Raw genomic sequence first — 18,873 nt, 5'->3', positions numbered from 1 at the left:
AAGCCTCCAGATGGAGGCTTTTTTTATTTGGCGATATTAACGGCTCTTGTTTCCCTGATTACCGTTACCTTCACTTGGCCTGGATAGGTCATATCGGTTTGAATCTTTTGTGAGATCTCGAAAGAAAGTTGAGACGCTTTTTCATCGCTTACCTTCTCACTTTCTACAATCACTCGCAGTTCGCGACCGGCTTGGATGGCGTATGCCTTATTCACTCCGTTGAATCCAAAGGCGATTGCCTCTAGATCTTTTAAGCGCTGAATATAGGAGTCTAACACTTGTCGACGAGCACCGGGGCGTGCACCGCTAATGGCATCACACACCTGAATGATAGGTGATAAGAGGTTATTCATTTCAATCTCATCGTGGTGCGCACCAATAGCATTGCAAACGTCGGGCTTTTCACCATATTTCTCTGCCCACTGCATTCCCAGAATGGCGTGAGGCGTTTCTGTTTCAGTTTCCGGTACTTTCCCAATGTCGTGCAGCAATCCAGCCCGTTTGGCCAGCTTGGCATTGAGTCCGAGTTCCGAGGCCATCACACCACAAAGGCGCGCTACTTCACGGGAGTGATGCAATAGGTTTTGACCGTAGGAAGAGCGATAACGCATCCGCCCCACCGCTTTTATGAGTTCGGGATGGAGTCCGTGGATACCCAGATCGATTACCGTTCGCTTCCCAACTTCCAGAATTTCCTCTTCAATTTGTTTGGTCGTTTTACGTACTACCTCTTCAATACGAGCCGGGTGAATACGTCCATCGGTCACAAGTTTGTGCAATGAAAGTCTGGCGATTTCCCGACGTACCGAATCAAAGCATGACAAGATAATGGCTTCCGGAGTATCGTCTACAATGATCTCGACACCTGTGGCCGCTTCAATAGCGCGAATATTGCGCCCTTCGCGACCTATTATGCGACCTTTTACGTCGTCACTTTCTAAGTTAAAAACAGAAACGCAGTTATCGATCGCTTCTTCCGTCCCAATACGTTGAATCGCGTTAATTACGATCTTTTTGGCTTCCTGTTGCGCTGTCATTTTCGCTTCTTCCAGAGAGGTTTGAACGAAGGCCATGGCGTCTGTCTTCGCCTCTTCCTTTAAGCTTTCCACGAGTTGTGATTTTGCATCTTCTGCGGAAAGACTAGAAATAACTTCTAATTGTTCAATCTGACTGCGATGTAGGCGCTCTACTTCTTGTTGGCGTTTATCTAACACGGCGATGCGTTCGTCATATTCTGACTGCTTCTTTTCGAGTGCCGCGTTGAGCTTTTTATTTTTTGACAATTCGCTAGAAACCTGCGATTCCTTATCCCGAGTGCGTTTCTCACTATCGGAAATCTTCTTATCGCGATTCATGATCACCTTTTCGTGCTCGGCTTTTAGTTCCAGGAACTTTTCTTTCGCCTGTAGAATTTTATCTTTTTTGATCGATTCGGCCTCAACATTTGCCTCTTTTATAATGGACGCTGCCGATTTTCTAGCGGTTTTCAACATATGCGACGCCCGGTTTCTCTCCAGGAGTTTCGCAATGAGAAATCCCACGCCAATACCCGCGATGCCTGCTATTATAATGGTAATTATACTCTCCATATTACTTCGCTTTGATGTATAAAAAAAGCCTACATTAATAGCTGATTTTGATTAAACTCCTTAAAAACAAGTTTAGGGCTAACAAACTGGTCAAGTATCCGCTCAAAGACGGCTCGCTTTTACAGCTTAAACTCACCCTTTTTAAAGAATTCGTGTTGAGTTTACCAAATGTGTATTAATGTAGGCAGTAACCTTATGTTATTTTAAAGAACGTTACGATAAATGTTCCTGCAGTACTTGATTTAACGCTTCTAATTGCGATTTGATCTGTTCCTGCTCATTTTCGTTGTCAATTCCTTTTTGTTCTACCTGCGCCGCAAACTGTAAGGCACTCATGGCCAGTACATCTTGTTTGTCGCGCACGGCATAACTTTTTTCAAATCGTTGAATCATTGCATCTATCTTCTTGGCGGCCTTCCGCAGCCCTTCCTCTTGTTCGGGTTGAATGGTGAGCGGATACACGCGATCTGCAATAGATATCTTGATTTTTAAAGGATTCGACATTATTTTAAGTTATTCAGACAGTTGTACGATACATTCGTCTAACTCCCGAATTAAAGCATTTATTTTAAGCTTTGTATCTCTTGTATATTGATTGCTGCCAAGCATTGAATTTGCCATTTGCAATGACGAACATTGTTCTTGCCAGGAGAGCACGTCTTTTTGTAATTTCTCTTCCTGACCTTTTAAGTGTTCGTTCTCTTCCGCTAATTGTCGGTTTTTGAGCTTCAGTTTTTCATACCGATGCAACAACTTGCTCACTTTATTCTCTAGAGCATCAACAATTTCTGAAAGATCGTTCATCGCAATTCAATTCAATACGCTTCTTACAAAGTTAACATACCCCACCAAATAAGCAAATGCTTTTGCTTAATTTTTTGTATTATTGAACCTCCTAGACAATAAAAAACGCAACTTCCCATTTAATTCTTAGAACCCTTATTTTTATGCGGATTTTTATGCTCTTGTTTTTGCTCGCCTCTGCCCTAGTTCAGAGCCAAGAACAACTTCCCCAAAACTATTTTCAAAACCCATTGGACATCCCATTAATTCTCTCGGGAAGTTTCGGAGAACTGCGAAGTAATCATTTTCACAGCGGCCTCGACATAAAAACGCAACAACGGCGCGGATTGCCGGTGTATGCCGCCGCCGACGGCTTTGTGAAGCGCATCAAAGTGGCGCATTATGGCTACGGAAAAGCCCTGTACATTCAGCATCCTAATGGTTATAACACTGTATACGCCCACCTGCAACGCTATGCGGGCCCCATTCAAGAATATGTGAAGGAACAGCAGTATGCGAAAGAATCGTTTGAGATTGAATTGTTTCCCGATAGTGAGGTCCTTGCTGTGAAAAAAGGAGACATTATTGCGTATTCCGGAAATAGCGGTAGCAGCGGTGGACCGCATTTGCATTTTGAAATACGCGATGCCGCTTCACGTCCTATGAACCCTATGCTATTCGGAATTCAAGTACCCGATTCTAAACCTCCTATTATCAATTCGGTGTATGTGTATCCACAACAGGGCGCGCACGTGAATGGTTCTGCCAACCCTACACGACTCCGACTGATGCTACAGCAAGATGGTTCGTATAAAACGGAAGCTATTGAGGCGAGTGGCACCTTAGGTTTCGGTGTATCCACCAACGATCAACTTGATGGGGCCTCTAATAAAAATGGGGCGTATACGCTTCAGACCACTTTTAATGGAGTCCCTACCTTTGGCGTTCAATTTGACCGCTTCTCTTTTGCTGAAACGCGCTATTTGAATCGATATATCGATTATGGACATTATCGAACGGACCGGGAACGGGTTCAGAAACTATTCCGCGAAAGCAACAATCCCTTAAGTATTATAACACAAGAGCTAAACAGCGGATATATTGACGTGGCCGAAACCTACAATGGAATGTATACTATTGAGATCACCGACTTCGCCAACAATAAAACCACGATCACGGTTCCCATTACTGGTAAAAAGGAATTCAATGTGCCTCCGGCCGATCGCGACGAAACGAATGACTATGTGTATGCCGATCAAAGCACCGCGATTACCACTGGAAAATTTAGTGTATTTATTCCTTCTAATGCGCTTTATGAAGACACGTTTCTGAATATCAATAGCAAAGGGGATACCCTATTCCTCCACGAAGATGTTGTTCCGATCCATAAGAACATTTCAATTTCTATCGATGCGTCCAATTATGCGTCACAAGATCTAGACAAAATGTACATCGGGCGCTTGAATTATAGAGGCCAGCCTTATTATACGACTACGTACCGCAACGGAAGCAAGCTCACCGCAAAAACGAGAACCTTTGGGAATTACGCGTTGGCGACGGATACCTCCCCTCCTACCGTTGAAGCGGCTAATTTTAAAGACGGGCAATGGATCAGCAAACACACGACATTACAACTTAAAATTGAAGACGATCTTAGCGGCATTGCATCGTATCGCGCAACGCTTAACGGCGCCTATATTCTAACGGAATACGATTACAAGACCGATCTGTTAACCTATTATTTTTCGGATAATGTGGTGAGCGATAGCGAGAATAATTTGAAGCTTATCGTACTGGATAATGTGGGAAATAGTACTACATTTGAAGCAACGTTTTTCAGAAAATAACCATAATTTTAGCTTTTGAATTCAACTAACTTCTTGCGTTGTGTGCTGTTTTTTCTGGTTTCAGGATCAATGTGGGCACAAGACGCTATCATTCGTGGTGTCATCTTAGACGAAAATAATCAACCCATTCCTAGTGTTAATGTTACCTATGGCGAAGAAGGTACCTTATCTGATTTCGACGGATATTACTCTTTGGCCATACCGGCAAACACCACTGCAACAGTGACCTTCTCTCATGTGAGTCATGAAAACGTGCAGCTCACCTTACAGTTAAGGCCTACGGAAAATTACGAGTTCAATCCTGTCATGAAAACGGATGTGGCTCAGATTAGTGAGGTTGTCATCGATGCCAAAAAACGAAAGCGCGTAGAAGGAATCACCACTATTAGTCCAGAGGCCATCCGTAAAATTCCCGGAGCGAATGCCGGGGTCGAAAACTTATTGAAATCACTACCTGGTGTGAGTGGAAATAACGAATTAAGTACCCAATACGCGGTTCGAGGTGGAAATTATGATGAAAACCTGGTATATGTAAACGAAGTGCAGGTATATCGCCCGTTTCTCATCAGAAGCGGACAACAAGAAGGTTTGAGCTTTGTGAATAGCGATCTAACGGCTAATGTCGACTTCTCCGCAGGTGGGTTTCAGGCGAAGTACGGAGATCGGTTGTCTTCTGTTTTAGACATTACCTACCGACGACCCACCGATTTTGATGCTTCCGTAGATTTGAGTCTTTTGGGTGCTAGTGTCGCCGCGGGCGGGCTGTCGAAAGACGGCCGCTTCTCAGGGATTGTAGGCGTGAGGTATCGCGACAACAGTCTCTTTGTCAATGCCAAGCAAACAGAAACAAACTTCAGACCGGTGTTTGCCGATGCGCAGACGTGGTTAACCTATAAGTTCACGAATAAATTCGAGCTTGGCTTTCTCGGAAATATTGCCATCAATAAGTACAGCTACGAACCCCTTACACGCCAAACCAATTTTGGCACCCTTGCAGATCCTGTCGCATTATTGGTCTTTTATGAAGGTCAGGAGGAAGATCGTTACGACACCTATTTTGGTGCGTTAAAAGGAACGTATGTAGTTTCTGAAAATTTTACGGCAAAATTAATTGCTTCAGCGTATCATACGCAGGAACAAGAATATTTTGATATCCTCGCACAATACCGCCTGGGAGAAGTAAATACGAATATTGGTTCCGAAGATTTAGGTGAAGTCCAATTTTCAGAAGGAATTGGCTCTCAATTGACCCACGCCCGAAACGATCTGGATGCCCTCATTTTTAATCTCGAACAAAAAGGGACTATTGAATTAGACGATAACACCGTTGAGTATGGTGTGAAATATGCGCACGAGGATATTAGAGACCGAGTGCAAGAGTACGAGATAATCGATTCCGCCGGTTTTTCAATTCGGCCTCCCATCATCGATTTTGCCAACAATCAGCCCTATCAGCCTTTTACAGCACCTATAGTTCCCTTTACCGATATTCGCGCACAGAACGATGTGCAGATCAATCGGTTGATGGCCTATGCGCAATGGAGCAAACGCACCGACTGGGGGAGCAATGAAGTGTGGATGAACGCCGGTGTGCGGGCTCAAAACTGGACCGTAAGCGGAGAAGGTATTACGAGCAATACGCAAACCGTTGTGAGTCCGAGAGCCCAAATCTCGCTGAAACCCGATTGGGATATGGATATGTTATTTAGATTGTCTGGCGGACTCTACCACCAACCGCCTTTCTATCGTGAACTAAGGGACTCTACCGGTACCGTACGCCCCAATGTGAAAGCGCAGCAATCCATTCATATTGTCGCTGGAAATGATTACAGTTTCGACCTCTGGGGACGACCGTTCACCTTGAATACCGAAGCCTATTATAAATCGCTTACCGATGTGAACCCCTACACCTTAGAAAATGTACGGATACGATATCGCGCTAGAAACAATGCTGTTGCCTATGCCTACGGACTCGACATGCGCTTGTCTGGAGAGTTTGTACCAGGCACTGAAAGCTGGATTAGTTTCGGATATTTAAAGACTGAGGAAAATATTGATGACCGAGGCTATATTTTTAGACCCACAGACCAACGACTAAAGTTTGCCGTGTTATTTCAAGATTACGTCAAGATCATACCCGATTTAAAAATGTACCTGAACCTGGTATACAACACGGGGCTGCCAGGAGGTTCTCCCAGCTATGCAGACCCTTACAATTTTCAAACCCGCTTGCCCGATTACAAACGTGCCGATTTGGGAGTGAATTACGTATTGGTACACGACGAAAAGCGCCGCGATCGTGGTATTTTTAAACCTTTTAAGGAATTAACTATTGGGGCGGAAATCTTCAATATTTTCGATGTGCGAAACTCCATTACGAATACGTTTGTTCGCGATGTTTATACCAAAACGCAGTATGCCATTCCGAACTTCCTGACACCACGCGTATTTAATGTGCGCCTCACGGCCAAGTTTTAAACATTATTTGAAAATCACCTCTTTTAGTGCAGAAACGACATAATCCACTTCCTCGAGGGTGTTAAATTTGGAGAAAGAAAATCGCACGGAAGGCTTTTGTAAGTCTTCTTCGGAAAGCAGTTCCGATAACACATGAGACCCTGCATCACTACCACTCTGGCAGGCACTTCCTTTGGAACAAGCGATGCCTTTGAGATCTAATTGAAAGTGCAATAAGGTGGCTTTTTCCGCAGCGAGAGGCAGACATACATTCAAAATGGTGTACGTACTCTTTTCATGATCGCGGCAGGCACCGTTATAGGTGATCTCGGGAATTTCTTCCTGTAATTTTTCGATGAACGCCTTTTTTAATGTCAATACATGGCTTCGATCCTCGTCAATGTGGTGGTAGGCTAGTTTTAACGCTTCGGCCATGCCAGCGATGGCATATACGGGTTCGGTCCCTGCCCGAAGTCCGCGTTCCTGCGAACCACCTGTGATCAATGACTTCAATCCGCTATTTTTCCGAATAAACGCGAAACCAACCCCTTTTGGACCATGAAATTTATGGGCTGCCGCCACGGCAAAATCTATAGGAATTTCGCTAAAGTCTAATGGGAAATGCCCTATCGACTGCACGGTATCGCTATGAAACAAGGCATGGTGCTCCTTACACAGCAGCGCAATTTCTTTGAGGTTCATCATGCTTCCTACTTCATTATTAATATGCATGAGGCTGACCAAAGTTTTATGGTCTTCTTTAGAAAGCGCGGCACACAGTTCGTCATTGGAAATAAAACCCAATCGATCTACGGAAAGATATTCAATCTCTATATCGTATTGTTCCTTCAAGGCCTGAACAGTGTGCAAGACAGCATGGTGTTCTATTTTTGTAGTGATAATACGAGTGACCCCTAAATCTCTTACCGCTGCATGAAGAATCAGGTTATCTGCTTCCGTGCCACCGGAAGTAAAAATAATTTCAGAAGGTTGCGCATTTAATTGCCTGGCAATTACTTTTCTGGAATTTTCGAGTAATGATTTAGATGATCTTCCATAAGAATGTGTAGATGAAGGGTTTCCGTATTCTGTTTTTAAAACTTCACCCATGGTGTAAATCACCTCGTTACGAAGTTGTGTCGTGGCTGCGCTGTCGAAATATACTTTCTTCATAGCCTACAAAATTACTATAAAATAATTCGGAATGATTTGTAGTTAGTAAAGAATCTGTTTCTTTGTAATACGTTTTAATTATGATCTTGAATGAGTAAGTATTTACTTTTTGCGGCGCTTATAATCATTGGATTAATCTCCTGCGATGATGGCGATATTATTGTTACCACCTTCGATTTTGACGACGCCGATTTGCAACAATGTCAGGGGGCCGGATCTTATGTGTTTTTTAAGATCAACTCAGACAATCAGGAAAGTATTTCATTGCGCATTAGTAGTACAGCCGATCTCTATCGAATAGACGGCAGCACCAATTTCACGCTGGACGGCACCAACAATTTTGCGAATTATAGAACCTACGATGGTGATATAACGTCGGCTTATTTTTGTAGTAGCGTCCCACCTACCTCACCAGGGGTGGTAACCAATTATTTGGCTTCGGAAGGAACCGCGGTCCTTGACACAGATGTGGTACTAGACGATCTGGACGGGATACCTACTGAAGACGAGTTAGAACTGGACACTGATAATGATGGTATTCCCGACTTTTATGATGCAGACGATGATGGTGATAATGTGTTAACGATCGATGAGTTGGGGCCTGACCCTGAAAACCCAAGAGATTCTGATGATGACGACATCCCAGATTATCTAGATCCGGATGATGACAATGATGGTGTTCCGACGCGATATGAGGATACCAATGAAGATTTAGACCCCAGCAACGATGTTACTAATCCTGAAGTGGGGCCAGACTACCTTAACGATGCCGTCACTGAAGAAACCGTAATCGATGTGTTTCGAGTGCATACGTTCAACATAAGCAGCTCAATCGACTTGATTCTACAAGATGCGCTGTTCATTTCGGGAGAAGAGCAATTGGTTCGAGAACAAATTATCTTTGGAAGCATTCAGAATGTGGTGAACGAGCTTGAAGAAGTTACCCCCGAAGTTCCGGAAGACTAATTATTGCATCGCTTTTTGCGGAATATAGACCTCGGTTGCTCCATGACCATATTTTCGAGCGTCTGCGATGCCATACGTAATATTATCATAGCGTCTGAAGAGCGATTCTAATTCAGCCTTTAAGACCCCTTCTCCTACCCCATGAATAAACACCACGCGTTGTATTCTTTTTGACAACGCGAAATCCAATTGACGCTTAGCCGTGTCCAACTGTAGCTCTAGCATGTCGTAGTTGCTAAGGCGCATGTAATTTTTCGTCAGTTTTTGAATGTGAAGATCCACTTCCATGGGAGGGCGAACTTTCTCTTTTCGCTTGCTGACGGGTCTTTTTTTTCGTGGTTTGGATTCTTTTAACTGTTTATGGGTGAAAATGTCTTCGGAATCAATACGTTTCAACAGGGTGTTTTTTTCGATCACCACGAGCTCTGAAGGATGATATTTCAGTGGAAAGCCTTCATCCGAATCAATATGTACGGTATTTCCCACAATATCAGTAACCACGCCACTTAACACATCATCTACTACCGAAACCCTATCTCCTATCTTCATAAAATTGTTGAATTTTGAACGTCTAATCAGTCCGAATCCCATGAACTGCAAGTCATTACGAAAGTACTTAAATTGTATGTTTTTGAGGTATTTAGTGTGTAAAATTGAAAATTATTTTTATTTTTATCGCGGAATAATAGTGGTTAGACCCCCCAAATATGATCTACCGCTTAAATATCAACCTATGAAAAACCTACTACTTATTTCAGTTCTTACTGTTACTTCTATGGCTTTTGGCCAACTCCATGTGAGTCCGAATGGCGCGACTGATTCTTACATTTATGTGGATGACGAAGTGATTTTCGTTGAACAGGACGTCAATCTTGTGGCGAACAACCCGGGTACCACCGAAGCAAGCATTTATCTACGAAATCAAGCGCAATTAATTCAGGGAAGTACCGTAGCCTCTAATTCAGGAACTGGCACGCTATCGGTGTATCAGGATAGTAATGCCGATGCCTACGATTACAACTTCTGGTGTTCTCCGGTAAGTACTCCTTCCGGAACCGGAAACACATGGTACGGCGTGTCTCGATTAAATGACATTGTAGATATCACCGATTCAAATCCAGCCAACACAACTACAGGATATAATGGTTGGTCGAGTCCCTTGACAATTTCACAACGATGGTTGCATCGATGGGGCGCGGGAGCACAGCGTTGGGTGCGCGTAAATGCTACAGATGGAGTGCCTCCAGGGTTCGGTTTTATTATGAAAGGTACCGATGTTACCGTCCATGCCGACCCGTACAACGAACCACAAAACCAAAATTACGATTTCAGAGGACGTCCCAACAATGGGGATATTACCTATCCTACACAGTTTGGAGTACCTTTTACAGACGGAAATGTATACAATTTTACCTTGGCTGGGAATCCTTACCCTTCTGCCCTAAATTTGTATCGAGTATATAACGATCCAGACAATACGGAAATTGACTCTTTTGCCTACTGGGATGAAGATCGATCTATCAATTCGCATAATTATATAGATAACAAAGGTGGTTACGGAGTATGGGTGCCGGGAACAAGTGAAACCGATCCTGGAACATACACAGTACCAACCTTTATGAATTACGATAGTGCTGGAAACCCTACGAGCTCTACAGGTGTTATGGGAATTGCTTTTGAACGTCTAAATGCACCTATCGGACAAGGATTTATGATTGTTTCCAATGCTGTTGGTTCAGTGATCATAAAAAATAGTCATAGAATCTATACCAGAGAAGGTATTGCCAACAACTCGCAGTTTAGAGGTCCTGCAGGAGGTGCTAATGCGAATTCTTTTAGTGATGTTTCAGGAAATAACGGAACCAACATTGTTGATATTAGCGTTGGAGCCAATACCGGAACGAACACAGATACCGGTGGTGGTACTACCGTGATCAATCCAGGGGATTATACAGATGACAGAACAGATCTTCAAAAATTGCGCATTCATACGGTATTCAATTCTGGAACACATTTCCGCGACATGGTGTTGATGTTCCATGAAAGTGCTACCGATAATTATGACAGAGGTTTTGATGCAAAACACCCTACTGACGGTGCTATTTCGGATGCCTTCTTCCCTATTGAAGACATCGCTGCCGGAGATACTAAAAAGGCGATTATTCAGACGGTTCCTTTTGAGATTACAAAGGAGATTCCGTTAAGTTTGAAAATTGGTGTAGAAGGAAAGGTGGAAATTCGTATCGCCGAAGAAATTAATATTCCTGGTGATTTAAGAACCTTTATTCTTGACACTTCCAATGGTTCGCGTCAAGAAATCACCTACGGAGAAGATGCCGGATTCATGTTAAGTCCAGGCGTCTATGAAGACAGGTTCTTCATCGTATTCCGCAATGGAAGACAAGCCAATGAAGACAATCAAGAAGCGGTGGCAACCAAGGAGATTCAACAAAACGTCGACTTCTTCCAAAATAATACTGTTTCGCAACTCGAGGTGAGTAACCCGGAAGGATACGATATTAAGTCTGCTAATCTTTATGATATGAGCGGTAAATTGGTGTACTCCCAATACGGTATTGGTAAAGAGAAAAACTTCAACGTTCCAACAGATCGATTGAGTGATGGTATCTATTTGGTAAAATTGCAAACCGTTGATAACATCTTTATCGATTACAAAATGAGCGTTTATAACAGATAAAGATCATGACCCTTAAGGGACTTGAAGAGTACATGCTTCCGTGTACTAATAAAACAATTTTCGGAATAGAATGTTTAGGCTGTGGCATCCAACGTGCCACAGTCCTTGTTTTTAGAGGGGAGTTTCTGGCTGCCTTTAAAATGTATCCCGCCATTTATACCCTCATGCTCCTACTCGCCTTTGTGGGGTTCAATCTATTTGTCAAGTTTAAATACGATTTTCAAATAAAACTGGCACTGCTCTTTCTCAATGTCATTATCATTATAGTTAGTTACTTCTATAAAATGAGTCAGTTTATGTAATTTTTGGGCATTGTGATTTTTCCGAAATAAACGTACCTTGAAGCTTTATAAAAATCAACTAACTGTATTATGGAACAACAAAAACTACCCAATGCCACACTAATCTTAGTATTTGGAATTATCTCGATCGTCACTTGCTGCTGTTACGGTCTCGGATTGATTTTTGGTATTATCGCGATCGTACTTGCCAAAAAGGCAACAGCGCTTTATATCGCAGCACCCGAGCAATATTCGGGGTATAACAATGTCAAGACTGGTAGAATTCTAGCCATTGTAGGTGTTATTCTAAGTGCCATATATCTTGTATATGTTATTTATATGTTCTCTACCATCGGATACGCTGGTATTCAAGAAATGCAACAGGAAATGCTTCAAGAATATGGATTGTAAGGGAATCCTAAGATTTCAAAAAGAAAAGCGGCACATTGGCCGCTTTTTTTATTCAAATTCTTTTAGTGTCTTGATGATAATCGACACGCAATCCCTTAATTCTGCTTCCGTCATTACAAGTGGCGGCGCAAAGCGAATAATATTTCCATGTGTGGGTTTCGCCAGGAGTCCGTTGTCTCGCAAGCGCAGGCAAACGTTCCAAGCCGTGTCACTCTCTTCATCATCGTTGATGACAATAGCGTTGAGCAGGCCTTTTCCTCGAACGAGCGAACAAATCTCACTTTCTTTTATATAATCGTTTAGTTCCCTTCGGAAAATGGCACCGAGACGATCTGCATTCTCTGCTAGTGCTTCTTCTTTTACGACCTTCAGCGCCGCCATAGCAACGGCAGCCGCCAAGGGATTACCTCCAAAGGTAGAGCCATGGGTACCCGGTTCGATCACCTCCATGATCTCGTTATTCGCCAGAACGGCAGACACCGGATAGGCTCCACCACTTAACGCTTTTCCTAGAATAAGAACATCTGGTTTCACCTCGGGGGTGCCGCTACAATTCTTATCAGGACAAGAACAATTTCCGCAGGTTGCGAGTAATCGCCCCGTGCGTGCTATTCCGGTTTGTACTTCATCTGCAATAAAAAGTACGTTGTACTTTTCGCATAACGCCTTCGCCCTTTTCAGATATCCTTCCGAAGGAACATAAACACCGGCTTCTCCTTGAATAGGCTCTACAAGAAAACCGGCGATATTCTTATTGCTGCTCAACACCTCTTCTAAAGCATTGAGATTGTCGTACTCAATTTTTATAAACCCTTGCATATACGGACCAAAGTTTTTGCGCGCTACGGGATCATTTGAAAAGGAAATAATGGTAGTCGTTCTTCCGTGAAAATTGTTTTCACACACCACGATTTCTGCGTCATTTTCATCGAGCCCCTTTTTTTCATAGGCCCATTTTCGACAAATCTTTAAAGCGGTTTCTACGGCTTCCGCCCCAGTATTCATCGGAAGCAGTTTATCAAAACCGAAAAACTCCGTGGCGAATTTCTCATATTTTCCGAGGAGATCATTATAGAATGCGCGAGAGGTCAACGTTAAGGTCTTTGCCTGTTCGCTCATGGCATTAATAATCGTTGGATGACAATGTCCTTGATTTACGGCGGAATACGCTGATAAAAAGTCGTAATATTTCTTTCCATCAACATCCCATACATAGACTCCTTCTCCTCTTGTTAGAACCACAGGTAAGGGGTGATAATTATGGGCGCCGTATTTATTCTCTAGCGCAATGGCTTCTTCGGATTTTGTTCGTTCTAAAACAGACATAATTAAAAATTTTATGATACAAATCAACAATTCCTACTTAGCGGAGAGAAATCATCCAACGGTTGCAAATTACAAAATTTAGGGCGTCTTTTTTAACCATTGGAAGCCCTTTTAATCCCTTCTTTTTTGAGTATTTTTGCGACCATGGCAAGAAAGAGCAAACGCAAAGTTTTTGAAAACTTAGAAGTCATCGACGCCGGGGCAAAAGGCAAGGCAATTGCTAAAGCACCCGATGGACGCGTCGTGTTCATCAACAACGCAGTTCCCGGCGATGTTGTAACGGCACAAACCTATAAAAAGCGGAAATCGTACTACGAGGCTCGGGCTACGGAAATACATAAACCATCTAAAAAACGGGTTTCTCCCCAATGCCAACATTTTGGCGTCTGTGGTGGATGTAAATGGCAAAACATGGGGTATGAACATCAATTGTATTATAAGGAAAAGGAGGTAATTAATAACCTCACTCGGTTAGGAAATCTAACGCTTCCCGACGTCTCTCCTATTTTGGCTTCTGCGGAACGCTACTTTTATCGCAACAAAATGGAGTTTTCCTTCAGTAATAATAAGTGGCTTACCCAGGAACAAATTGATAGTTCTGAAACCATCGAAGATCGAAATGCGTTGGGGTTTCATATTCCCGGAATGTGGGATAAGATTCTTGATATTGAGAAGTGTCACTTGCAGCGCGACCCAAGTAACGCCATCCGTAATTTTATCAAGAGTTTCGCGAAGGATCATAATTTGGAGTTCTTTGACCCCAGAAAACAGGAAGGATTGCTTCGTACTTTGATGATCCGAACGGCGACTACAGGCGATATTATGGTGCTCCTTCAGTTTTTTAAAGAAGATACAGCCAAACGAACCTTATTGTTAGATGCCCTCATAGCGCAATTCCCCGAGTTAACGTCGGTATTATATGTGATCAACAGCAAGGGTAATGATACCATCTACGATCAGGAGATTCACTGTTATCATGGGAAGGAATACATTCTGGAAGCCATGGAGGGGCTCACCTTTAAAATTACGGCCAAGTCATTCTACCAGACCAATAGCGAACAAGCTTACGAGCTCTATAAGGTAGTTCGTGAATTCGCTGCGCTGGAAGGCGATGAGCGCGTGTACGATCTGTATACCGGCACAGGAACCATCGCTCAATTTGTTGCTGCGAATGCTAAAGAAGTGATTGGTGTAGAAGCCGTTCCGGAGGCCATTTCAGCTGCTATTGAAAACGCCGAAAGAAATCAGATTGCGAACACCAAATTCGTGGTGGGTGATATGAAGAAAGTATTCAACTACGAATTCGTCAGTGAACACGGAGCTCCAGACATCGTCATTACAGATCCTCCTCGAGACGGGATGCATGGAGATGTAGTACTACAATTGCTAACCCTCGCTCCCCAACGGATCGTATACGTGAGTTGTAATAGCGCTACGCAGGCACGTGATCTCGCTTTGATGGATGCTCAGTATAAAATTACTCGAGTGCAACCCGTAGATATGTTTCCACAAACGCATCATGTGGAAAATGTTGTACTTTTGGAAAAACGATAATCTGGCTATGAAGAAAACCCTGTGGATTGCTATCTTCGTGATGCTCACCTTGAACGCGTGCACACGCGATGACATATGTGATCAAAACTCTCCCACTACTCCCCTGCTAATTATCACCTTTCAGGACTTTTCGAATCCTGAGAACAGAAAGAATGTAACCGATTTAGTAGTACGTCCCGTACTGGATACCACAGCCATCCTAGTGGCGCAAACCACCGATTCTATCGCCATTCCCCTAAACGTAAATCAAGACATTACAGAATTTCTTTTTACTCGGGAAGCGACAGATTCGGTAGCGTCGAATACAGACCGGGTACAATTTACCTATGGTAGAAATAATGTCTATGTGAACAGAGCTTGTGCTTTCAGAACGACTTACGAAAATTTAAACGGTGCAAGAACGGCCGATACGGCTAATTGGATCATTTCATTTCAAACGGAAACCGAAAATGTTGAAGACCTCTCAGAGACTCATATTACTATTTTGCATTAGTCTTCTCACAAGCTTCGTTGGCGTAGCTCAAGAAGAAACAAATAAGGTGATCGATTCGGTGGCTACAGATTCTGTGGTGTACAAGAAAAAATACGGCCTTCGCGTGGGAGTTGACTTAGCCACTTTGGCACGAACTGCTTTTGAAGATGGATACACGGGAGTGCAAATAATGGGGGATTTTAGAATTTACAAAAGCTACTTTTTAGCCTTAGAGCTCGGAAATGAAGAGCGTACCTGGGATGAGGAGAATCTTAATGCAACCACTTCAGGTTCTTATGCTAAGATTGGAGCCGACTATAATGCGTATAATAACTGGTTGGGCATGGACAACGCTATTTTTGTAGGCTTACGCTATGGATTCGCCACCTTCAAGAATGAACTGAATTCCTATTCCATTTACAATACAAACCAAGTGTTCCCTTCGGAAACCGTTGTGCCTTCTGAAGAATTTACTAATCTCTCGGCCTCTTGGGCAGAACTCATTCTGGGAATTAAGACGGAAGTACTGAACAATTTATTTCTGGGAATCAACGTACAACTGAAGCGAATGGTTTCAGAAAAAACTCCTGAAAACTTTGATAATCTCATCGTTCCGGGCTTCAACAGAACCTACGATTTTAGCGAATATGGCGTTGGATACGGCTATACGCTAACCTATTTGATCCCTATTTTCAAAAGATAAGCGATTTACTTCCGCTTTTTGCTTCCTTCGTACATGTCGTAACAAACTAGCTTACTCTCCAATTTCCCGTTGTACAGCTTGTATTTTTTGGAAGGTCGCAGTCCGATGTGCTTCAACGCTTCCATATTGGCGCTAATGAGCCATGCCTGAGAGCCGGCGTAGTTACGTTTTAAGGTATTTCCTATATTCTCATAAAATGCATCAATATCCGCTACCGCAAGACGTTCGTCATACGGTGGATTGCACATAATTCGTAGCGGACCCTCCGATCTTTTCTCACTGCTGAAGAAATCTTGCTGTTCTACTCTAATGAATTCTTGGAGGTTGGCATGTTTTACATTTTCCCTCGCTGCTTTCACGGCTGCGGGATGAAGGTCGTATCCGGTAATTTTATATCGAAAATCTATGATTTTTTTAACCGCTGCCGCTTCAATAATATCGTAAAGATCATTGTCAAAATCTGGCCAACTCATAAACCCAAATTCTCGACGATTGATGTTCGGCGGAATTTGCGCAGCGATCATAGCCGCTTCTATCAAGAACGTACCACTTCCGCACATAGGGTCCAGCAAATGCGATTGTCCGTTCCAGTTACTCATCATGATAATACCGGCAGCGAGAACTTCATTAATGGGAGCGGGCGAACTGGCCACTTTATAGCCTCTTTTGTGTAAGGATTCTCCAGAGCTATCTAGCGAGATCGTACAAATATTACGATCGATATGCACGTTGATGCGCAAACTGGGATGATCGAGATCTACATTAGGTCTTGATCCTTCCCGATCTCTAAATCTATCTACAATCGCGTCTTTTGTTTTAAGCGCTACATATTTGGAGTGCGTAAATTTTTTAGAAAATACGGTAGCATCTACTGCCAACGACCCGCGATGGTCCATGTACGCTTCCCAGGGAATATCGTAGACTTTTTGGTATAAATCGTCTTCGGAAAACACATTAAAGGCATGGATGGGTTTGAGAATTTTGATAGCCGTGCGACACATAAGATTGGCTTTATACATAAACCCGGTATCACCTTCAAAGGAAACGTTGCGAACTCCTTTCTCAATGGCCGATGCGCCAAGCTTCCGAAGCTCTTCCGCCAATAAATCTTCAAAACCGTATAGTGTCTTTGCCAAAAGGCTAAAATTTTTTCCCATAGCTTGCTGCTTACAATACAGCAAAAATACAGTATTTTTATCCTTCCATACGACGGCACTAATTCAATTCCAATCATGACGTATATTTTTCTCGTTGCTTCCGTGCTTATAGGCTATTTATTGGCAAGTTGGATCGGAAAGAAAAATAATATCCTGCCGTTCTTACTGGCATTTAGCGGTGCATTCTTACTTTCCATTACGCTCTTCGAAATGTTGCCGCAGGTTTTCAGCAGCGATTCGGAATATGTAGGTGTCTACATCATGTGTGGGATACTGTTACAAATCATCTTAGACTTTTTCTCCAAAGGTGCTGAACACGGGCATGTTCATTTGCCGCACAATCAATATTTTCCTTGGATGCTTTTCGTTAGTTTGTTTATCCATGCATTTCTAGAGGGATTTCCGGTACACGATAATCATCATGTATTGTTCGGTGTCATTATACATAAAATACCAATTGCTGCCATTTTGAGTGCTTATTTTATTCAGGCAAAATATGCCCGGGGTAAGATCTTGTTATTTCTGGGCCTATTCGCCTTGGCGACTCCACTAGGAAGCTTTCTTCAGGCTCAATATATACCTGCTACAACCGATCAACTTGTGCCCATTAATGCGGTGGTGATAGGAGTATTTCTGCATGTGTCAACCACTATTTTATTTGAGAGCAACAAAGATCATCGCTTCAATTTCACCAAATTATTAGTGATCATGCTGGGAGTAATTATGGCATGGATTATTTAATATTTTAGTTAGATAACGTCAAGCAGAATAAAGAAAAAATGAAATATGCTTCCTGCTAAAACGAAAAAATGCCAAATCGCATGATTGTACGGTATACGTTGTATGGCGTAAAATAATATTCCGAAGGTATAGAAAGCTCCGCCCAGTGCAAGCAGCCAAATTCCTGTGTTGGAATGCATCTCCAAGACTGAGGATAGATCTATAACAATGAGCCACCCCATAGCGAGGTATAACACTACAGAAATCAATTCAAATCTTCCAGTAAAGAATATTTTAAGCGTCATTCCTAGTGCAGCAAAGCTCCACACAATCCAAAAGATAGTCCATCCTAAACCCGATTCTAACGAAATAAGGGCAACGGGGGTATAGGTCCCTGCTATCAACAAATAAATACAAATATGATCTATTTTCTGTAAGATAGGTTTCCATTTTTCCGACATGATCGCATGATAGACGGTAGAAGCTGAGTATAAAATTATGAGGGAAAAGGCATATATCAGAATACTGAAGGTACTATAGGAAGTTTTATGGGTATCGAATGTCAATAGGAGAATAAGCGCCATGATACCCAATAATATGCCTGCACCATGTGAATAGGCGTTCCATTGTTCTTCTTTAACTGAATAAGACATAATAAAGAATAAAAAAACCCAACCGATTATGGTTGGGTTTTATTTATAAAAGAAGGCGGCGACCTACTTTCCCGCGATGCAGT

At 42.7% G+C, this 18,873-nt stretch carries 18 protein-coding genes and 1 other RNA gene; 10 read left to right on the top strand and 9 right to left on the bottom strand.

Annotated elements, in window-relative coordinates; translation table 11 throughout:
- Positions 1 to 23 precede the first annotated feature (23 nt).
- The 4 genes from rny to PO830_RS13720 all read right to left on the bottom strand — a co-directional run bounded on the left by rny (position 24) and on the right by PO830_RS13720 (position 2,393).
- On the bottom strand, positions 24 to 1,589 hold the full coding sequence (gene rny, locus PO830_RS13735) for a ribonuclease Y (protein WP_272854150.1): 1,566 nt from the start codon (positions 1,587 to 1,589) through the stop codon (positions 24 to 26).
- A 53-nt stretch (positions 1,590 to 1,642) separates the two neighbouring features.
- Positions 1,643 to 1,750: non-coding RNA, 6S RNA (gene ssrS, locus PO830_RS13730), on the bottom strand.
- A gap of 52 nt (positions 1,751 to 1,802) precedes the next feature.
- The gene (locus PO830_RS13725) at positions 1,803 to 2,093 is read right to left on the bottom strand and encodes a cell division protein ZapA (protein ID WP_272854149.1); all 291 of its coding nucleotides are present in this window, start codon (positions 2,091 to 2,093) and stop codon (positions 1,803 to 1,805) included.
- Positions 2,094 to 2,102: 9 nt separating this feature from the next.
- Positions 2,103 to 2,393, bottom strand: a complete 291-nt coding sequence (locus tag PO830_RS13720; protein ID WP_272854148.1) for a hypothetical protein — start codon at positions 2,391 to 2,393, stop codon at positions 2,103 to 2,105.
- Between the two features lie 143 nt (positions 2,394 to 2,536).
- Here PO830_RS13720 and PO830_RS13715 point away from each other — a divergent pair, with 143 nt between their 5' ends.
- Together PO830_RS13715 and PO830_RS13710 are read left to right on the top strand one after the other, a co-directional pair.
- Positions 2,537 to 4,219: a M23 family metallopeptidase gene (locus tag PO830_RS13715; RefSeq protein WP_272854147.1), complete on the top strand. Its 1,683-nt coding sequence runs from the start codon at positions 2,537 to 2,539 to the stop codon at positions 4,217 to 4,219.
- Positions 4,220 to 4,288: 69 nt separating this feature from the next.
- Complete coding sequence (locus tag PO830_RS13710) at positions 4,289 to 6,697, top strand: TonB-dependent receptor (protein WP_272854205.1); 2,409 nt, start codon at positions 4,289 to 4,291, stop codon at positions 6,695 to 6,697.
- Positions 6,698 to 6,700: 3 nt separating this feature from the next.
- Here PO830_RS13710 and PO830_RS13705 read toward each other — a convergent pair whose 3' ends face one another.
- Positions 6,701 to 7,849, bottom strand: a complete 1,149-nt coding sequence (locus PO830_RS13705) for a cysteine desulfurase family protein (RefSeq protein WP_272854146.1) — start codon at positions 7,847 to 7,849, stop codon at positions 6,701 to 6,703.
- A gap of 90 nt (positions 7,850 to 7,939) precedes the next feature.
- On the opposite strand from PO830_RS13705, the gene PO830_RS13700 reads away from it, so the two are divergent.
- Complete coding sequence (locus tag PO830_RS13700) at positions 7,940 to 8,815, top strand: hypothetical protein (RefSeq protein ID WP_272854145.1); 876 nt, start codon at positions 7,940 to 7,942, stop codon at positions 8,813 to 8,815.
- Here PO830_RS13700 and PO830_RS13695 read toward each other — a convergent pair whose 3' ends face one another.
- Positions 8,816 to 9,364: a Smr/MutS family protein gene (locus PO830_RS13695; RefSeq protein ID WP_272854144.1), complete on the bottom strand. Its 549-nt coding sequence runs from the start codon at positions 9,362 to 9,364 to the stop codon at positions 8,816 to 8,818. It lies immediately after the preceding gene.
- 184 nt (positions 9,365 to 9,548) lie between these two features.
- On the opposite strand from PO830_RS13695, the gene PO830_RS13690 reads away from it, so the two are divergent.
- The 3 genes from PO830_RS13690 to PO830_RS13680 all read left to right on the top strand — a co-directional run bounded on the left by PO830_RS13690 (position 9,549) and on the right by PO830_RS13680 (position 12,205).
- Entirely contained in the window at positions 9,549 to 11,513 is a 1,965-nt protein-coding gene (locus tag PO830_RS13690; RefSeq protein ID WP_272854143.1) for a T9SS type A sorting domain-containing protein, read from the top strand.
- 5 nt (positions 11,514 to 11,518) lie between these two features.
- Complete coding sequence (locus tag PO830_RS13685; RefSeq protein WP_272854142.1) at positions 11,519 to 11,815, top strand: DUF2752 domain-containing protein; 297 nt, start codon at positions 11,519 to 11,521, stop codon at positions 11,813 to 11,815.
- Positions 11,816 to 11,884: 69 nt separating this feature from the next.
- Complete coding sequence (locus PO830_RS13680) at positions 11,885 to 12,205, top strand: CCC motif membrane protein (RefSeq protein WP_272854141.1); 321 nt, start codon at positions 11,885 to 11,887, stop codon at positions 12,203 to 12,205.
- 48 nt (positions 12,206 to 12,253) lie between these two features.
- On the opposite strand, the gene rocD is transcribed toward PO830_RS13680, so the two are convergent.
- Positions 12,254 to 13,531 carry an ornithine--oxo-acid transaminase gene (gene rocD, locus PO830_RS13675; RefSeq protein WP_272854140.1) on the bottom strand — a complete coding sequence of 426 codons (1,278 nt, stop codon included), beginning with the start codon at positions 13,529 to 13,531 and terminating at the stop codon, positions 12,254 to 12,256.
- Between the two features lie 144 nt (positions 13,532 to 13,675).
- Here rocD and rlmD point away from each other — a divergent pair, with 144 nt between their 5' ends.
- Genes rlmD through PO830_RS13660 form a run of 3 tightly spaced genes read left to right on the top strand, consistent with a single transcriptional unit; the run spans position 13,676 to position 16,260 of the window.
- On the top strand, positions 13,676 to 15,085 hold the full coding sequence (rlmD, locus tag PO830_RS13670; RefSeq protein ID WP_272854139.1) for a 23S rRNA (uracil(1939)-C(5))-methyltransferase RlmD: 1,410 nt from the start codon (positions 13,676 to 13,678) through the stop codon (positions 15,083 to 15,085).
- Between the two features lie 7 nt (positions 15,086 to 15,092).
- The gene (locus PO830_RS13665; RefSeq protein ID WP_272854138.1) at positions 15,093 to 15,578 is read left to right on the top strand and encodes a DUF6452 family protein; all 486 of its coding nucleotides are present in this window, start codon (positions 15,093 to 15,095) and stop codon (positions 15,576 to 15,578) included.
- On the top strand, positions 15,535 to 16,260 hold the full coding sequence (locus tag PO830_RS13660; protein WP_272854137.1) for a DUF6048 family protein: 726 nt from the start codon (positions 15,535 to 15,537) through the stop codon (positions 16,258 to 16,260). Before PO830_RS13665 ends, PO830_RS13660 begins: the two co-directional genes overlap by 44 nt.
- Positions 16,261 to 16,265: 5 nt before the next feature.
- Here the strand turns inward: PO830_RS13660 and PO830_RS13655 are convergent, their stop codons facing one another.
- Positions 16,266 to 17,417, bottom strand: coding sequence for a THUMP domain-containing class I SAM-dependent RNA methyltransferase (locus PO830_RS13655; protein ID WP_272854136.1), 1,152 nt, complete (start codon positions 17,415 to 17,417; stop codon positions 16,266 to 16,268).
- Positions 17,418 to 17,492: 75 nt separating this feature from the next.
- On the opposite strand from PO830_RS13655, the gene PO830_RS13650 reads away from it, so the two are divergent.
- On the top strand, positions 17,493 to 18,158 hold the full coding sequence (locus PO830_RS13650; protein WP_272854135.1) for a ZIP family metal transporter: 666 nt from the start codon (positions 17,493 to 17,495) through the stop codon (positions 18,156 to 18,158).
- 8 nt (positions 18,159 to 18,166) lie between these two features.
- On the opposite strand, the gene trhA is transcribed toward PO830_RS13650, so the two are convergent.
- The gene (trhA, locus tag PO830_RS13645; RefSeq protein ID WP_272854134.1) at positions 18,167 to 18,790 is read right to left on the bottom strand and encodes a PAQR family membrane homeostasis protein TrhA; all 624 of its coding nucleotides are present in this window, start codon (positions 18,788 to 18,790) and stop codon (positions 18,167 to 18,169) included.
- Positions 18,791 to 18,873 lie beyond the last annotated feature (83 nt).

The organism is Altibacter sp. HG106 (assembly GCF_028561755.1).
Lineage (GTDB): Bacteria > Bacteroidota > Bacteroidia > Flavobacteriales > Flavobacteriaceae > DFVG01.
Note: the sequence above shows the minus strand (reverse complement) of the source record. Positions and strands in the feature narration are given on the sequence as shown.

Excerpts from the sequence above, each read along its gene's own strand:
- rny (WP_272854150.1), bottom strand. The coding sequence starts at position 1,589 with ATGGAGAGTATAATTACCATTATAATAGCAGGCATCGCGGGTATTGGC.
- PO830_RS13725 (WP_272854149.1), bottom strand. The coding sequence starts at position 2,093 with ATGTCGAATCCTTTAAAAATCAAGATATCTATTGCAGATCGCGTGTAT.
- PO830_RS13720 (WP_272854148.1), bottom strand. The coding sequence starts at position 2,393 with ATGAACGATCTTTCAGAAATTGTTGATGCTCTAGAGAATAAAGTGAGC.
- PO830_RS13715 (WP_272854147.1), top strand. The coding sequence starts at position 2,537 with ATGCGGATTTTTATGCTCTTGTTTTTGCTCGCCTCTGCCCTAGTTCAG.
- PO830_RS13710 (WP_272854205.1), top strand. The coding sequence starts at position 4,289 with ATGTGGGCACAAGACGCTATCATTCGTGGTGTCATCTTAGACGAAAAT.
- PO830_RS13705 (WP_272854146.1), bottom strand. The coding sequence starts at position 7,849 with ATGAAGAAAGTATATTTCGACAGCGCAGCCACGACACAACTTCGTAAC.
- PO830_RS13700 (WP_272854145.1), top strand. The coding sequence starts at position 7,940 with ATGAGTAAGTATTTACTTTTTGCGGCGCTTATAATCATTGGATTAATC.
- PO830_RS13695 (WP_272854144.1), bottom strand. The coding sequence starts at position 9,364 with ATGAAGATAGGAGATAGGGTTTCGGTAGTAGATGATGTGTTAAGTGGC.
- PO830_RS13690 (WP_272854143.1), top strand. The coding sequence starts at position 9,549 with ATGAAAAACCTACTACTTATTTCAGTTCTTACTGTTACTTCTATGGCT.
- PO830_RS13685 (WP_272854142.1), top strand. The coding sequence starts at position 11,519 with ATGACCCTTAAGGGACTTGAAGAGTACATGCTTCCGTGTACTAATAAA.
- PO830_RS13680 (WP_272854141.1), top strand. The coding sequence starts at position 11,885 with ATGGAACAACAAAAACTACCCAATGCCACACTAATCTTAGTATTTGGA.
- rocD (WP_272854140.1), bottom strand. The coding sequence starts at position 13,531 with ATGTCTGTTTTAGAACGAACAAAATCCGAAGAAGCCATTGCGCTAGAG.
- rlmD (WP_272854139.1), top strand. The coding sequence starts at position 13,676 with ATGGCAAGAAAGAGCAAACGCAAAGTTTTTGAAAACTTAGAAGTCATC.
- PO830_RS13665 (WP_272854138.1), top strand. The coding sequence starts at position 15,093 with ATGAAGAAAACCCTGTGGATTGCTATCTTCGTGATGCTCACCTTGAAC.
- PO830_RS13660 (WP_272854137.1), top strand. The coding sequence starts at position 15,535 with ATGTTGAAGACCTCTCAGAGACTCATATTACTATTTTGCATTAGTCTT.
- PO830_RS13655 (WP_272854136.1), bottom strand. The coding sequence starts at position 17,417 with ATGGGAAAAAATTTTAGCCTTTTGGCAAAGACACTATACGGTTTTGAA.
- PO830_RS13650 (WP_272854135.1), top strand. The coding sequence starts at position 17,493 with ATGACGTATATTTTTCTCGTTGCTTCCGTGCTTATAGGCTATTTATTG.
- trhA (WP_272854134.1), bottom strand. The coding sequence starts at position 18,790 with ATGTCTTATTCAGTTAAAGAAGAACAATGGAACGCCTATTCACATGGT.